At 42.5% G+C, this 16,344-nt stretch carries 14 protein-coding genes; 5 read left to right on the forward strand and 9 right to left on the reverse strand.

Annotation, left to right across the window (positions count from 1 at the left end; translation table 11 throughout):
• Positions 1-101 precede the first annotated feature (101 nt).
• From GDK41_RS07735 to GDK41_RS20210, 3 genes are all read left to right on the forward strand, one after another.
• Positions 102-290 carry a hypothetical protein gene (locus tag GDK41_RS07735; protein WP_152085865.1) on the forward strand — a complete coding sequence of 63 codons (189 nt, stop codon included), beginning with the start codon at positions 102-104 and terminating at the stop codon, positions 288-290.
• Positions 291-367: 77 nt separating this feature from the next.
• The gene (locus tag GDK41_RS07740; protein WP_152085866.1) at positions 368-742 is read left to right on the forward strand and encodes a rhodanese-like domain-containing protein; all 375 of its coding nucleotides are present in this window, start codon (positions 368-370) and stop codon (positions 740-742) included.
• 146 nt (positions 743-888) lie between these two features.
• Positions 889-1,053: a hypothetical protein gene (locus GDK41_RS20210; RefSeq protein ID WP_172971574.1), complete on the forward strand. Its 165-nt coding sequence runs from the start codon at positions 889-891 to the stop codon at positions 1,051-1,053.
• 155 nt (positions 1,054-1,208) lie between these two features.
• On the opposite strand, the gene GDK41_RS07745 is transcribed toward GDK41_RS20210, so the two are convergent.
• From GDK41_RS07745 to GDK41_RS07770, 6 genes are all read right to left on the reverse strand, one after another.
• Positions 1,209-1,457, reverse strand: a complete 249-nt coding sequence (locus GDK41_RS07745) for a DUF3862 domain-containing protein (RefSeq protein WP_152085867.1) — start codon at positions 1,455-1,457, stop codon at positions 1,209-1,211.
• 14 nt (positions 1,458-1,471) lie between these two features.
• Positions 1,472-2,308 (reverse strand): CsiV family protein, encoded by an 837-nt coding sequence (locus GDK41_RS07750; RefSeq protein ID WP_152085868.1) that lies wholly within the window; start codon positions 2,306-2,308, stop codon positions 1,472-1,474.
• Entirely contained in the window at positions 2,305-5,793 is a 3,489-nt protein-coding gene (mfd, locus tag GDK41_RS07755; protein ID WP_152085869.1) for a transcription-repair coupling factor, read from the reverse strand. The genes GDK41_RS07750 and mfd overlap by 4 nt, the downstream gene beginning before the upstream one ends.
• Before the next feature lie 24 nt (positions 5,794-5,817).
• Complete coding sequence (locus tag GDK41_RS07760; RefSeq protein WP_152085870.1) at positions 5,818-6,708, reverse strand: carbon-nitrogen hydrolase; 891 nt, start codon at positions 6,706-6,708, stop codon at positions 5,818-5,820.
• Positions 6,709-6,716: 8 nt separating this feature from the next.
• Complete coding sequence (locus GDK41_RS07765) at positions 6,717-7,754, reverse strand: agmatine deiminase family protein (protein ID WP_152085871.1); 1,038 nt, start codon at positions 7,752-7,754, stop codon at positions 6,717-6,719.
• Positions 7,755-7,823: 69 nt separating this feature from the next.
• On the reverse strand, positions 7,824-8,405 hold the full coding sequence (locus GDK41_RS07770; RefSeq protein ID WP_152085872.1) for a PilZ domain-containing protein: 582 nt from the start codon (positions 8,403-8,405) through the stop codon (positions 7,824-7,826).
• A gap of 179 nt (positions 8,406-8,584) precedes the next feature.
• Here GDK41_RS07770 and GDK41_RS07775 point away from each other — a divergent pair, with 179 nt between their 5' ends.
• Complete coding sequence (locus tag GDK41_RS07775; protein WP_152085873.1) at positions 8,585-9,193, forward strand: GNAT family N-acetyltransferase; 609 nt, start codon at positions 8,585-8,587, stop codon at positions 9,191-9,193.
• 78 nt (positions 9,194-9,271) lie between these two features.
• Here GDK41_RS07775 and GDK41_RS07780 read toward each other — a convergent pair whose 3' ends face one another.
• Positions 9,272-12,445 (reverse strand): efflux RND transporter permease subunit, encoded by a 3,174-nt coding sequence (locus tag GDK41_RS07780; protein WP_152085874.1) that lies wholly within the window; start codon positions 12,443-12,445, stop codon positions 9,272-9,274.
• Positions 12,446-12,451: 6 nt separating this feature from the next.
• Positions 12,452-13,624, reverse strand: coding sequence for an efflux RND transporter periplasmic adaptor subunit (locus GDK41_RS07785; protein WP_152085875.1), 1,173 nt, complete (start codon positions 13,622-13,624; stop codon positions 12,452-12,454).
• 285 nt (positions 13,625-13,909) lie between these two features.
• Between GDK41_RS07785 and GDK41_RS07790 the strand changes: the two genes are divergently transcribed.
• Positions 13,910-14,509 carry a TetR/AcrR family transcriptional regulator gene (locus tag GDK41_RS07790; protein ID WP_442960200.1) on the forward strand — a complete coding sequence of 200 codons (600 nt, stop codon included), beginning with the start codon at positions 13,910-13,912 and terminating at the stop codon, positions 14,507-14,509.
• Here the strand turns inward: GDK41_RS07790 and GDK41_RS07795 are convergent.
• Complete coding sequence (locus GDK41_RS07795) at positions 14,493-16,337, reverse strand: ABC transporter ATP-binding protein (RefSeq protein WP_152087543.1); 1,845 nt, start codon at positions 16,335-16,337, stop codon at positions 14,493-14,495. The two genes, GDK41_RS07790 and GDK41_RS07795, sit on opposite strands and share 17 nt — an antisense overlap.
• Positions 16,338-16,344 lie beyond the last annotated feature (7 nt).

The raw sequence follows: 16,344 nt of genomic DNA on the forward strand, positions 1-16,344 counted from the left end.
CCTTAATGAACCGTTGATCGTAGTTAGTTTATTATCGGGTGAAATATGGCTTGTCTGCTAGTATCAAACAAGGCAGAAGCTTAAAAAAAGGTAATAAAGCAATGAAGACAATATTAGTCGCCATGGCGTTAGTGGTTTTAATCGGTGGCTGTAAGTTGACCCGGGTTGAAGGTGAGATCCAAGAGGTAGAGGTGCAAATTGGCACTAAAGAGAGCGCCGAGTCGGATAGCCCAAGTTCAGCCAAAAAATGCCCACCAGGACTGCAAAAGCAAGGGCGCTGCAAAGATTAAATAGGTTGAAAATATACAGTTTTGTAGTCGCAACCTTTGATTGGCTTTATGGTTAGAGATTTAAATAGGAGTTTGTTATGTGGCTTAGATATTTAGTTGTTGTTTTTCTTTGTATATCCACGAAGGGGTTTACGGCTCAATCCATTACCGCGCAAGACCTGTTGATTAATCAAATGTCGGATAACGCGTATGTGATTATTGATGTACGAACTAAAGAGGAGTTCAATGCTGGTCACCTAAAAGGCGCCATCAATATTCCACATGATGAAATTGACCAGCACAAAGAAGTCTTGAGTAACTTCAAGAGTCAAGAAGTTGTTGTTTATTGTCGTTCCGGGCGCAGAGCCGGTTTATTTATTGATAAGTTGACATCACAAGGCTACAAACTTATCCACCTTCAAGGAGATATGAACGGGTGGCAAGGGGCTAATTTGCCAACGGTCGTAAAATAATCGTACCGACTTTAGTATGGGTGAATGTAATAAAATACATTGCTTTGTTACATTTTTTTACTTTTATGTGGGTTGAATTGTTAAATTAAACGTTGTAGTTTGGTTAAGCCATTGAGGCAATAATATTTAAAATTTAAGGAAAAGCTATGAAATTAAAATTACAAAAGAAAAGTATGAAGAAATTATCAGAAGATAAAAAAATATCTCATAAGCTTACACCCGCAATTGGTGGCGCAGGTAGATTGAGTGCTGATTGGGCATTTACTTGTGGCTGGGGTGACCGTGAGCATACTTGTATCGAGCCGTGGTAAACTTGATTAGTATTGGGCGCCATTGGCGCTCAATTTCATTCCTAAAATAGTGGGTTTTTGGTTAACTAGAACACATTTAGCACTAACAAATAGCTTCGACCGTACATAGAAAGTGGTAGAACCCGAGAAGCGTTCACTTCTCGGATAATAATGGCTTATTCTAAACCTTGCTTTGTATATAGCGTTACTTTATCTGATACTAGAGTAACTTTTATATGCTTATCTTCGTTACCCCAAATACAGTTTGTATGTAGCGTTTTTTCTTCACAATTATCGGCAGCGCCTAAAATCGTTTCTATTTCAGTTTTATCCATGCCAACTTTAACTTTGTTATAGTTTTCTAGATTGACCTTTGAACAGCCCGCGAGTGTTAAAATTGCAGCGCCTACTAATAGTTTTTTCATGATTTTACCCGTTTTTAGTGTTTGTATTTTCTAATTTGAAAAATGATCCCAAGTTTTGGGTGGTCTAGATAGTGAATATCACCGCTATACACCCTTGTAAACTGCGACATTCTTGCTTTTTGAATCTCGCCATCATCGGCAACATAGCGAATATCTAAGTCGCTAGTCACATATAAATAATGTTTAACATGAATTTTCAGCAACCCTTCGAGTTGCCAATGGTCAATGTCGCCTTCATTTTGTTGTGTAAAAGGCTGATTAAGAAGGCCTAAATAACCATGTCGAGCAACCGTTTCGACTAACTTATAACTGTTAGGTGACTCAAATCTTTGCCCTGCAAATATTTTGATAAAGGGCGCACGACGTTGACTTTGTTCAGGAAACCGCCAACCTGTATGCAGTAACGGCTTTAAGCCTTTTCTTTGTAGTTGCTTAAGGGTATTTGAAAATTGTAATTGTTGCTGTGATAGCAAGTAAATGCTATCCATATGTTCTTGTGGCTCTGCATAAGGGGAGAGCGGTAATGTGTCGTATTTAGAAATAAAATCATACTCAGGCGGGCACGCCCATGAATATGAATCATATACCCTGTGCGTTAGGGGGCGAGGGTCAAAATCACTGTCGCCCTCCAAGCAACGCTGTTGCCCTTGGGCATTAAAACCATCGGTGAGCAAGTCTAGCTGTTTACTTCCTGTAATATCGGGGTGAACTAAACTGAAATCTTCTCTTAGCAATGGGGAGGGTTGTTGCTCAAAGGCAATAAGCTCCACCTCAAACCAGCGTTGTGCATAGGCTGACGTTGCTTGGGTGAGTATAAAAAATAACAGACTTATTTTTGCTAAACGTTTCATGCAACAGCCTTTTTATTAAAATCTTCGATCATTGCGCTTATCAGCTTTAATCGTTCTTGCCCGTTTTTTTCTTCTATCGCGAAACGTAACTTACTGGCGCCTTCCATTTTATAGACGCGAGGGTTGCTTTGTATCAAAGCAATGATGAACGTTGGGTTAACTTTTGTCGATTCATTAAACTCAAAATAGCCCCCTTTATTATTCGCCTCTACTTTACTAATTCCTAAGTGATTAGCTTTTTGCTTGAGTAGTTGAACGTTAAACAAGTTTTTCGCTGCATCTGGTAGCAAGCCAAAGCGATCGATTAATTCGACTTGTAGCTCATCTAACTCATTTGGCGTATTTGCACTTGCAATACGCTTATACATGCTTAAACGCATGTTAACGTCAGGAATATAGTCATCAGGCAGTAACGCAGGGATCTTTAGATCAACATCGGTATGTTGTTGAAGTAGATTATCAAGTGTGGGCTCTTTGCCATCTTTTAATGCTTGCACTGCTTGATCAAGCATTTCCATGTATAAATTGAAACCTATAGATTGAATTTGGCCACTTTGGTCATCACCCAATAGCTCACCGGCACCACGGATCTCCAAGTCATGCGTTGCAAGCGCAAAGCCTGCACCTAAATCTTCTAAAGACTCAATGGCTTGTAAGCGCTTTACAGCATCTTTGGTTAAGCTTTGTGTGTTTCTAGTCAGTAAATATGCATATGCTTGGTGATGGCTGCGGCCCACACGGCCACGTAATTGGTGCATTTGCGCTAGACCAAGTTTATCTGCTCTATCCATAATAATGGTGTTAGCTGTTGGAATGTCGATGCCCGTTTCTATAATCGTGGTACAGATCAACACATTGTGCTTTTGGTGATAAAAATCACTCATCAAGTGTTCAAGCTCTCTTTCTCGCATTTGCCCATGCGCCACCGCTATGCTTGCTTCGGGCACTAGTTCAGCGATGTCTGCCGCGGTTTTCTCAATGGTTTCAACGTTATTATGTAAAAAGTAAACTTGGCCGCCGCGCTTTATTTCACGCAGAATAGCTTCTCTAATGAGGTCGTCGTTACGCTCTTTTACAAACGTCTTTATTGCTAGGCGCTTCGCGGGTGGGGTAGCGATTATCGACAGATCGCGCATACCACTCATCGCCATATTTAACGTACGTGGAATTGGTGTAGCCGTGAGCGTTAGGATATCGACATCTGCTCTTAGCTGCTTGATTTTTTCTTTTTGACGGACACCGAAACGGTGTTCTTCATCCACAATGAGTAAGCCAAGATCACTAAACTTAATGTTCTCTTGGATCAGTTTATGTGTGCCAATAACAATATCAATTTGGCCACTTGCTAGTTTGTCGAGTGTATCTTTTTGCTCTTTTGCGCTGTTAAAGCGCGATAGTACACCTACCTCAACAGGTAAATCAGCAAACCTATCTTTGAAGTTTTCAAAGTGTTGTTGTGCAAGTAAAGTTGTTGGCACGAGCACCGCCACTTGTTTATTATCATTGATTGCTGTGAATGCACCGCGCATTGCAACTTCTGTTTTACCAAAACCAACATCACCACATACAAGCCTATCCATTGCCTGATCGGATTGCATATCGGCTAATACTGCCTCAATGGCATTGCGCTGATCGTCCGTTTCTTCAAAAGGAAAACTCTGCGCGAACTCGCGATAGAGTGAACCGTCTAGCTTAAATGCATGGCCAGGTTTACTTTGTCGTTTGGCATAAATATCTAGTAACTCAGCTGCAACATCACGGACCTTTTCAGCAGCGCGACGCTTGGCTTTTTCCCAAACATCCGAACCAAGCTTGTGTAAAGGCGCTGAAGCTTCTTCGCCGCCAGAGTAGCGGCTAAGCATATGCAATGCCGATACTGGTACATACAGCTTTGCATCATTGGCATAAGAAATAGTAACAAATTCAGTAGCGATACCCGCCGCGTCGATAGTTTGCAAACCAATGTAACGGCCAACACCATGATCTAAATGAACGATTGGTTGGCCTTCTTTTAACTCAGCCAAGTTGCGAATGAGTGCATCATGCCCTTGCTCATACTTGTGTTTTCTGCGTCGTCGTTGCGATACTTTTATACCAAGTAATTCTTGCTCAGTAATTATGCTTAAAGTGGGTTTTGCTAACTCGCGAGCACCGGATAAGCATACGCTTTGTTCTAAAGGACTTACAATTAGGCCGACATCAGTCTTACTATTGATAAACTCATTGAAATCTTGAAACTCTTTAAGTTTGATCCCCGTTGGTTTTAACAAAGTGAGCAGCGACTCGCGACGGCCATCCGACTCAACGCTAAATAGTACGCGTGCTTGTTGCTTTTTCTGCGCCGTAATATAGTCAAGGATTTTGCTATATGGTTCGGTTAGCTTATGGTCAATTCGGATATCTTCGACAGGCTTTGCCGATAAGTTGGTATGTCCGGCTTTAGTTCCAAGTTTTGCCTGACTCAATTTAATGCGTGAATAACGGTTAAAATTACCAAATAGCTCTTCGATTGGTTGATATAGTTTGGCCGGTTCAAGCAGTGGCCTTAGTGGGTCAACGCGACGGTTTTCGTAACGCTTTTCAACATCTTGCCAAAACAAATGTGCAGCATGCTCTATACCTCCAAGATGCATTACAGTTGCATCATTGGGTAAATAGTCGAATATCGTTGCTAGCTTTTCATAAAACAACGGTAGATAGTACTCTATCCCTGCAGGCCAATTTCCTTTGCTTACCTGCATATAAATAGAGTCTTTTTCAGAGCTTGCGCCAAATGCCTCGCGATAAGCAATACGAAAACGCTCTATATCAGATTCATTAGTTGGAAACTCATGTGCAGGCAAAAGGTCAATTTCTGCAACTTTATCGTTTGAACGCTGTGTTTCAATATCAAATAAACGAATACTATCTAATTCGTCATCAAAAAAATCAAAGCGATAGGGGTGTGGACTGCCCATTGGGTAAAGATCCACAATTGAGCCTCGTACGGCAAACTCGCCGTGTTCCATGACTTGTTGAACGTGTCTATAACCTGATTCACTGAGCGCAGACTTAAGTTGCTGCGCGTCGATAATATCTCCGACTTTATATTTCAAGGCATTGCCGTAAATGAAAGCGGGAGGGGCAGTACGCAGCATAAGCGTAGACACTGGCACAATTAACACACTATCACTTTGCTTTTTAAGCGCATTTAATGATGCTAATCGTGCTGAAATAATATCTTGGTGAGGAGAGAAGTGATCATATGGCAATGTCTCCCAATCAGGAAATACCATAACTGAGCGGTCTGGCAATAAGTAGCCAAGCTCTGTCTCGAGGCGCAATGCGCTAGGCGTATCTGGGGTAACGATGACAACCAATTCATGGTGTTGTGCTATCCCTGAACTTAGCGCAACACTTAAACCACTGCCACTGAGTTGGCCCCAATGGATCTTATCGGTTGGGCTTTTTACCCAAGGTAGTTCGCTCCAATGCGCTGAGGCCATTGAACACTCCTATCTTATTGTTATTTAATCTCTATAGATTTTACAAAGGTCTTGGTACTGATCGATGCGACGATCTCTTAGATACGGCCAAATGCGTCTTACGGATTCACTACGCGCTTGGTCAATTTCTACAACCAATGTTTGTTCTTGCGTTTCACTACCGTGAGCAAGCATCTCACCTTGTGGGCCTGCCACAAAAGAATTACCCCAAAACTGGATCCCTGCGCTTTGACCACTTGGGTCTTGCTCATGACCTACACGATTAACACTTATCACAGGCACGCCATTGGCAACCGCATGGGCGCGCTGAGAGATTATCCAAGCGTCTCGTTGACGGATTTGCTCAGCATCATCGTCGCGTGGATCCCAGCCAATCGCCGTTGGGTAGATTAATAATTCAGCGCCAGCCATAGCCATCAGTCTAGCTGCTTCTGGAAACCATTGGTCCCAACACACTAAAACGCCCAGCTTGCCAACTGAGGTTTGGATTGGCGTAAAGCCTAAATCACCCGGTGTGAAGTAAAACTTTTCGTAAAAGCCTGGGTCATCTGGAATATGCATTTTGCGGTACTTACCAGCGATACTGCCATCACTTTCGATTACTACAGCGGTATTGTGATAGAGCCCCGTTGCGCGTTTTTCGAATAATGATGTGACGATAACGATGTTTAGTTCTTTGGCAAGTTTACCGTATAAGTCAGTACTAGGTCCGGGAATGCTCTCTGCTAAGTCAAAAAGGTCGGTGTCTTCGGTTTGACAAAAATACAGGCTGCGATGCAGCTCTTGCAGCACAACAAGCTTCGCACCTTGGTTAGCAGCGTCTCGAATACCTTGCTCTGTTTTAGTTGCATTGTGGGCTAGATCGTCGGTGTTACTATGCTGTACTAACCCAACTTTCAATAATTGTTGACTCATGGCGATTCCTATTTCAAAAAACCACGTGGTAGTTGCATTGTAATGCAATGCAAGCTACCAAATTGCTCAATAATGGGTAGGCAATTAATGCCTATTACAGTGTGTTCTGGGTACGCTTTTTGTATTTGAGCCAGTGCAAGGGCATCATGCTCATCGTTATACACAGGCACTAATACGCTACTGTTTATGATCAAATAATTGGCGTAGGTGGCTGGTAAACGGTCACCTTCATCGTTATACACGGCTTTTGGCCAAGGCAGAGGAATTAACTGGTAACTTGCACCTTGGTTGGTGCGAAAGCTTGTTAGTTGTTGTTCCATAGCGTTTAACGCACTGAAATGCTCATCGTTTTGGTCATCACATTGCACATAAACAAGTGTATTGTTGGGTGCAAACCTAACGAGTGTATCAATATGGCTATCCGTATCGTCGCCGGCTAGATAGCCATGGTCAACCCACAAAAAATCACGCGCGCCTAGCTCTTCTTTGAGTAGCAACTCGATGCTTTGCTTATCGTAATTAGGGTTGCGATTTGGGTTAAGCAAACATTCAGAAGTGGTCAACAACGTACCATGTTCGTTTATTTCTATACCCCCACCTTCAAGCACAAAGTCTAGCGCTTTATATTGATTTGAAGGGTTAGCGGTTTGCTTAACCAATTCGTTGTTAATTGCATTATCAAGTGCTGCATCAAACTTGTTTCCCCAGCCATTGAAGGTGAAATCTTTGATCGCGAGTTGACCTTGACTATTTGCGCAAGTCAGAGGTCCGTGATCACGTGCCCATGTATCATTGCACGGTGTCACAACAAAAATTATTTGCTCTAGGTTGACATCTGCACTGGCGAGTAGTCTAGAAATATGCGCTTTTAAAGACTCGTCATGGGCAATGATAACCACAGACTGGAGTTGACTAATTTGCTGGCATAAAGTGACATAAACAGGCTCTACATCAAGTAATATGTTTGCCCAATCAGTATTTTGATGTGGCCAAGTCAGCATAACCGCATCTTGAGGCGCCCATTCAGGTAAAAGTCTAAAGTTCATGATAAAACACTAATAAATTATTAAGCGGATAGTTTATCACTGTACTCGGAGGTGTCAGCTACTTTGTGCTTAATTTTGCTCTGATTGCCGTTTTTTTAACTGGCGAGTTTGGGCATGCAAACTGGCTCGGACGACAAGTTCGCGATCTTCGTCTCTAATAATGCTAAAAGCGAGCGTGTGCTGAAATTTTTCGGATGACAGCTTTTGTACTGCGATAACTTCACTGTAACAGTATATTGCTGCGGCTTCTTGGCGTAAAAATAACTTAGTGCGAAATGCGCTGCCAATGGGGTGCTCTACATCACTGCTAAAGCGAATGCCACCACCACCGTATGAGTCGCAGAAGATGTTGTCTTCATCTGGCTGTTCTGTTGCAAGAATATGACTCATCATTAGGTCAATTTTTCGCGTCTGTGCTTGTAAAAAGGCCGCTAATTCAGACGCAAGATCTCCCATGTTTCGTAGCGGGCTGAGCATACTATGGTCAAGCTCTTTCATTTCTGTAGCGAGTTTGAACAACGCGGGAATTTTTGCTTCTAGCTCTGCTAGCGTTTCAGGTACTTGCTCAGCGCTCACTTCTTTGAGGTTAACTTGATTAGTTTCGTCAACTTGGAAGTATTGCTCAAAGCTTTCTTGGAGTTGCTTATTCATTTAACACAGCCATTGTAGTGTTTTATTTAATATTAACGGCTTAGCTGCAAAAACGCTATAGGCAGTGCAATCTCGTCGAGGTCAAAATTAATAATTCGAATAAAAATCTGTACAAGAATAAATTTGTTGCAATAATGTATCTTGATGAACTTTTAATTTACAAATTTTGGGTATTATATATGGATATAATTGAAAAGGACGTAGAGGCCTTAACTTGTGCATTGTCGTTGCCAAAAAATTTAGTGATCAGACACGCAACTCGCAATGATGTAAAAGAAATGGCAAGTGTGACATACGAAAGCTGGCAGCTAGCATTTCAGCAATTCCTTCCTAAAGAAGTACTCGCACACGGAACTCCCGCATTTTTCGAACAAATTTGGTTATCTATTTTATCTAAACCTGAAAAACACAACGCGATATTGATTTGTGATGGTTCAAAAATAGCTGCTTGTGGCGCCACAGGAGGCTATAGAGTTGCTCATAATCCTGTCAGTAGGAAAATATGTAAATTGAATGCCGGGGAGCTATATCGGGGGTATGTTTTACCTTGTTATCAAGGTAAAGGGCTTGGACAAGCATTACTAAAAGCCAGATTACTTAAACTCTATGAACAGGGCTACCAAAAAGCATATACCTGGATTTACGCTAAAAATAGCAGAGCACGTGCGTTTTATGAAAAACACGGTGCGGTCAATTTAGATAGTGCGTTGGGTTTGACCATGAACAAGTATCCGTTTGAGGAAGTTTGTTACGGTCTTGAAGTGAGTAGCGCTTTTGATTTTCGGTAGGTAACGTATTTGCAAAATTTTATAAATGTATTGCGTTAAAAAAGCAAAAGGTGGCATTTTAGCCACCTTTTTTGAACCTTATACCAGCCCCTCTTTGGTATCTACATGCTCCTTTTTATGTTGCTCTGCTATTTCTTGCGCTAACTGGGCACGAGAGCGTTTTTCGGTAAGTTGCCGATTAGTTAGCCAGAAAAAGAAGAGTGGTACGAAGAAGACAGCCAAAAATGTCGCCGCCATCATGCCTCCCATCACGCCTGTACCAACACTGTGACGCGCACCAGCGCCAGCGCCTGAGCTGATCACTAAAGGTACTACGCCTAAAATAAATGCTAATGATGTCATTATAATCGGCCTAAACCTAAGTCGAGCCGCTTCTAATGATGCCGCGCTGGCACTCCAGCCTTGTTGGTGTTTCATGAGCGCATATTCGACGATTAAGATTGCATTCTTACTGGCTAAACCGAGCAATGTTACTAGACCAATTTGGAAGTAAACATCGTTGGTCAGCCCAGCAATCCAAATAGAGATTAATGCGCCAAAGGCACCAAAAGGCAGTGCTAATAGTACAGAAAAGGGGAGTGACCAGCGCTCATAGAGCGCAGCCAAAATCAAAAACACCATAATTACAGCTAGACCAAGTGCAAGCCCAGTAGTGCCAGAGCTTTGCTTTTCTTGAAAGGCTGAGCCCGTCCAATCGTAGCTCATATCTGGCGGCAGCACTTTACGCGCAATACGTTCCATTTCAGCAATCGCTTGACCAGAGCTATAACCCGGTGCTGCTTCACCTAGCAACTTAACGGCAGATAGATTGTTATAGCGCTCTAGGGTTTCAGGTCCTCGGCTATACTCGATATCGGTAAATGCAGATATAGGTACCATATCCCCTTGGTTATTTTTAACATAGATACGACCAACATCTTGCGGAGACATTCTAAACTCAGCTTCTGCCGAGAGCAGTACTTGCCAAGCTCGACCAAACTTATTGAAGTCGTTTACATAATACGTGCCCAAATTCGCGCCGAGCGCATTAAAAGCACTATTGATGTTTACGCCCATAGCTCTGGCTTGCTCTCTATCCATGTGCACCTTAAGCTGCGGTGCGTCTGGTCGCCATAAAGTTTGCAAACTAGCTAGCACCGGGCTTTTTTGCGCCTCATTCATGAGTAGTTGCATGCCTTGCTTTAGTTTTTCATGTCCACCTGCGCCTTTGTTTTGTAGATAAACTTCAAACCCACCCGTATTACCTAAACCAAAAATAGCGGGAGGGTTGAACGCAAGTACCAGCGCTTCATTGATATGCGCGGTCTTCATATATAGCTCGCCCACGAGAGATTTTGTATCTACCTCGCGTTCATCCCAGTGTTTTTGGGTAATGAACATTGTGGCTGCGCTATTTTTATAACCGTTGCCTATAAAATCAAAGCCTGTAAAGGCAACAACGTTCTCATTTGCAGGGTTAGATTGAACCGCGGCGATAACTTCATCAACCACTTTTGCGGTGCGCTCTAGTGAAGAACCATCAGGTAGGAAAATCGCAGAAATATAAAACCCTTGATCTTCATCTGGTACTAGTGAACTGGGCGTGTTTTTCCACAATATACCTGTTACTGCAATCATGGTAACGACGAGTGTTAAACCAAGTAGCCCACGTCGAACCATAAAACTCACTGAGCTAACATAGCGCGCCGTTATTTTGGCAAACAGAGTATTGAACCAAACAAAAAAACTAGCAGTTTGTTTATGCTCATGTTTTAAAATCAACACGCATAGGGCAGGGGTCATAGTTAGAGCCACGACGCCAGATAGGCTCACTGAAATGGAAATGGTGATAGCGAATTGCCTGAAAAGCTCGCCAGTTAAACCACCAAGAAAGGCGATTGGCACAAATACCGAACACAACACTAATACGATAGCAACAACTGGACCACTCACTTCTTGCATAGCTTGAATAGCGGCCTCTCGAGCACTCACATGCTTTTCATGCATAATGCGTTCAACGTTTTCTAACACAACTATCGCATCATCAACTACGATCCCTATCGATAACACCATGCCAAACAAAGTTAAGGTATTAATTGAATAGCCAAGCATGTACATTCCTGCAAATGTACCAAGTAAAGATACGGGTACGGCAAGGGTGGGTATCAACGTTGCGCGCCAGTTTTGTAAAAACAGAAATACTACCAGAAATACCAATACCATCGCTTCTGTGAGTGTTATTAGTACTTCGCGTATTGAAACTTCGACAAAGCGAGTGGTGTCATATGCCGTTAGATGAGACAGGCCAATCGGAAACTGTGTTTTTAATTGTTCTATCTCTTGTTTTACTTGTTCTGCTACGTCCAGTGCATTTGCACCAGGCTGCAAAAATATGCCAAGCAGTACAGCTTGTTTACCATTTACGGTGCCTGCAAAGTTATAGTCTTTAGAGCCAAGCTCTACGCGTGCTATATCTTTAAGCCTTAAGTTTGAGCCATCTGGATTAACGCGAATTAAGATGTTTTCAAACTCTTCGACGGTAGATAAACGCCCTTGCGCGGTAACACTGTAAACTAGCTCTTGGGCGTGGGCAGCTGTTGGCGTTGCACCAATTTGCCCTGCTGCATACTGAGAATTTTGCTCTCTGATGGCGCCAGAAACTTCCTCAACCGTAACGGCAAGCTGGCTCATTACATCAGGACGTAGCCAAACTCGCATGGCATAGTCTTTAGCGCCAAATATTTGGACGTTGGTAGTCCCGGGGATCCGTTTTATCCTATCTAGTACGTTCATAGTGACATAGTTAGAAGTCCAAAGGCTAGTACGGGTATCATCTGGTGAATAAAAGGCATGAACTTGTAAAAAACTAGAGGAGCCCTTAGCAACAACAACGCCTTGGCGCCTTGTTTCTTCGGGTAGTCGAGCCTCAACTTGTTTTACTCGGTTATTTACATTAACCGCAGCTTGATCAACATCTGTTCCTATCTCAAATGTAACTGCGATAGTTGTTACACCAGAGTTGGTACTTGTTGAGCTCATGTACATCATCCCTTCAACGCCTGTTATTGCGTTTTCTATAGGAGCTGCCACGGTTTGCTCTAATACTTCAGCGGATGCGCCAGGGTATACCGCAGTTACTTGCACAACAGGGGGCGCTATCTCAGGATATTGCGCGACCGGCAAGCTGCGCATAGCTGCAAGACCTGCCAAGACGATTACAATAGAAATCACAAAGGCAAAAATTGGCCTGTCTATAAAAAAGCGTGAAAACATATGAGGTTACTCTCCTTCGCTTGCCACTTGTACTGGCATTCCAGGGAAGAAGATCCTAGCCATACCTTCTGTTATGACACTTTGTTCAGGTTTTAGGCCGTCTCTGATCACCCAAAAATTTTTGCCATCAAACTGCACCCACTCGCCAACCTCAACGGGGGCGGGTAGTGCGACTAACGCACCTTGTTCATTTTTAGTTGCGATATAAACAAATTTACCTGTGCCGTTATCTAGCACTGCTCTTTGAGGTAGTAACACTGCATTGTGGCGAATCGCCCCCTGTAAACGCACGCGAACGAATTGCCCTGGTCGCAACTGAGATTGAGGGTTAGCGACTTTGGCTTGCAATTCACTGGTACCCGTATAGCGATTAACCCGAACATCGGAAAAGTTAACCTTCCCTGTTTGAGGGTAGATACTGCCATCTTGCAATACTATTTGAGCATCAAATTCATTGTGCTTAGGCAAAGTTAAACTGCCGTTTTCAACATCTTTGCGCATTTTGAGTTGCTCTCGTTCTGAAAAGCCAAAGCGTACTCGCATCGTAGTTGTATCTGTTAATTCCGCCAGTAATACTTGAGGGCCAGATACATAACTGCCTTCGGACATCAGCTCTCGCCCGATGATCCCAGAAACAGGTGCTTTCACATGGGCGTACTCGAGATTCAATTTGGCTTCATTCAGCGCTGCTTTGGCAGATTCAAGATTTGCCAAAGAAATATCATAGTTAGATGCCACGTTATCAAAATCTCGTTTTGAGATTGAGCGCTCGTTGGTTAATGTTTCAAAGCGGTCTCGTTCACGCTTGTTTTGGGTGACTTGAGCTTTGGCTGCATCTAATTGCGCTTGGGCTTTTTCAACCTCTAGCTTGAAAGGCTCTAAATCGAGTGTGAATAAAGATTGTCCTTCATCGACTATTTGTCCCTCTTCAAAATTTCGAGACTCAACGATACCTGATACGCGGGCTCTTATCTCTACCTCTTTATTACCGGCAAGTGTTGCTGGCAATTCAATGGTGATCGGGACATTTGTTATTGTGACATTTTGAATACTGACCATCGCTGGTGGCATTGATTGCGCAGCGGGTTGGCTTTGCTGCTCATTGCAACCAAGTGTCAGTATGAGTGTGCTTAAAGATAGTATGGTTAGTTTTACACGACTATAGAAGTGTGGATACATGTTTACTCCAATTCCCATTTTTGCAGTAATGTGGTCTAGCATATAAATGCTGATATTCGGGGGTCGTATACAGTTGTGAGCGACTAAACACGACTATCAACCCAATTTTAGGGCGTCCACTACCTTTACAATATATACCAAAGTAAACATTTATGGACGACTTTTAACGAGGTAAACGAAAGTGTATACCTTTTTAATATCAAGGTAAACGATATCGTTTACTATATATTTTGATTTTTTTTGTTAAAATATGTCTAATCAAATCAACTAATAGCGTACTCAATTGTGGGTTATTCAATAAAGCAACAAGACATATTACGTGCCGCAGTCTCTTTGTTTGCAAAAAATGGGCTATCTGCCACGACGATGGAACAAATTAGTGCCAATGCGAATGTCTCTAAAAGAACGCTTTATAAGCATTTTGCTAACAAAGAAGCACTGTTTGATGCAGTTGTTGATTTACTTATCTCAAGAATTGAACCTTTAACCGCGATTCAATTTATCCCTAATTATGATTTTTATACTCAGCTTAAGCATTTGGCCGTGAACGCTGTTACTTTGCTAAGCGATGAAGACTATATAAAATTATCACGCATTGTGATCATTGAGTCGATGAGGTCACAGCAGCAAGCTCAACTACTTAATGAGCGTTTTATGAATTGTGAGAAAGCGCTATTACAGTGGTTTGAAGATGCGGCTAATGCCAAGTGTTTAGCTAAATTTGATGCACAAATTGCCGCCGCATTTTTTTGGGGAGGTCTCAAAAAGCTGACATTCTGGGAGCAAGCAATTAAATGGCAAGCGCCCTTAGATGAAAAAGCGCTTGATGAATTAATAGAGCAGGTGTGTTCGCTGTTCTGTATTGGCGTTACTCAACGCCAATAAAGCCACCTGTTTGGTGTGTCCATAGTTTTGCATAGATGCCGCCTTGATTTAAAAGTTGAGCATGTGTTCCTTGTTCAACAATTTGCCCTTGCTCCATGACAATCAGCTTGTCCATTTGTGCAATTGTTGATAGTCGGTGCGCTATCGCGATAACGGTCTTACCTGTCATTAACGTGTCTAAGCTTTCTTGTATAACAGATTCAACCTCAGAATCGAGGGCAGAGGTCGCCTCATCCAGTATTAAAATAGGCGCATTTTTAAGTAGTACCCTTGCAATGGCAATACGCTGGCGCTGTCCACCAGAAAGTTTTACCCCACGTTCGCCTACTTGTGCATCAAAACCTTGATGGCCATTAGCATCTTCAAGCTGCTGAATAAACTCATAAGCTTGGGCTTGTTTAGTTGCGCTAATGAGTTCTTGCTCTGTTGCATCGGGCCGACCGTACAAAATATTATCACGTACACTGCGATGGAGCAGGGAGGTGTCTTGGGTTACCATTGCAATTTGTTGGCGCAAGCTTTCTTGAGTGACAGAGCAAATATCTTGCTCATCAATGCTGATTTTGCCACTGTCCAATTCATAAAACCGTAAAAGCAAATTGACTAAGGTGGATTTACCTGCACCCGAGCGCCCAACAATACCAACCTTTTCTCCGGGTTTTATTGATAAGTTTAAATTATCTATAACTTTACTTTTTGTATGATTATCTATTCGCTTGTACGCAAAATTGATATTGTCGAAGCGGATTGCACCTTGCTTAAATTGAAGCACTTGTGCGTTCTCGTTGTCTTTTATATCAATGGGTTTGGACAATGTTGTAATGCCGTCAGCAACAGTACCAATATTTTCGAATAAGCCACTAACTTCCCACATGATCCACTGTGACATACCATTCAAACGTAAGGCCAAGCTAACTGTAATTGCGATTGCACCAACGGAAATGGCATTGAACGACCATAAATACAGTGATAAAGCGGCAACGGCAAAGATGAGCATGTAATTGAGTGTTTGTATAAACACATTGAGGCTGGTGGCCAGTCGCATCTGTTTATATACCGGTTTAATAAACACATCCATGCTGTCTTTGGCATACTGTTCTTCACGCTTCGTGTATGAGAATAGTTTGACGGTAGAAATATTTGCATAGCTGTCAACAATACGACCGGTCATTTGCGAACGCGCATCAGCTTGTTCACTAGACACTCTTTTAAGTTTTGGTACAAAGTAGACTTGTATTGAGACGTAAAAAAATAGCCATCCCAACATGGGTATCATCAAGCGTAGGTCAGCCTGAGCGACAAGCGCTAACATCGCGCCAAAGTAAATCACAATGTATACCAACACATCGAGAAGTTTCATTACGGTTTCCCGTATGGCCAAAGATGTCTGCATCACTTTTGTCGCAATACGGCCAGCGAATTCATCATGGTAGAAGCTCATGCTTTGATTTAAAAGGTAGCGATGTGCCTGCCAACGGATCGCCATCGGGTAGTTACCAAGCAAGCTTTGATGCAAAATTGCAGAATGGAAAAAAACCAAAACTGGTAACGCTATAAGCGTAATGAGCGTCATAAAAATAAGCTCTGAGCGCTTGGTTTCAAATAGTGCTTGAGGTGTATATTGAGACAGCCAATCTACTAAGTCGCCCATAAAACCAAACAGGGTAACCTCAAGTATTGCAAGTGCTGCTGCACACACAGACATAATAAACAAAGGCCACTCCATGCCTTTGGTGTAAAAACGACAAAATGCATATAATGTTTTTGGTGGCTGAGTTACTGGTGCATCAGGAAAGGCATTAGTAAAGCGTTCAAAGATTTTGTACATCATAACT

Origin of the sequence: Pseudoalteromonas sp. A25, assembly GCF_009176705.1 — a bacterium.
Lineage (GTDB): Bacteria > Pseudomonadota > Gammaproteobacteria > Enterobacterales > Alteromonadaceae > Pseudoalteromonas.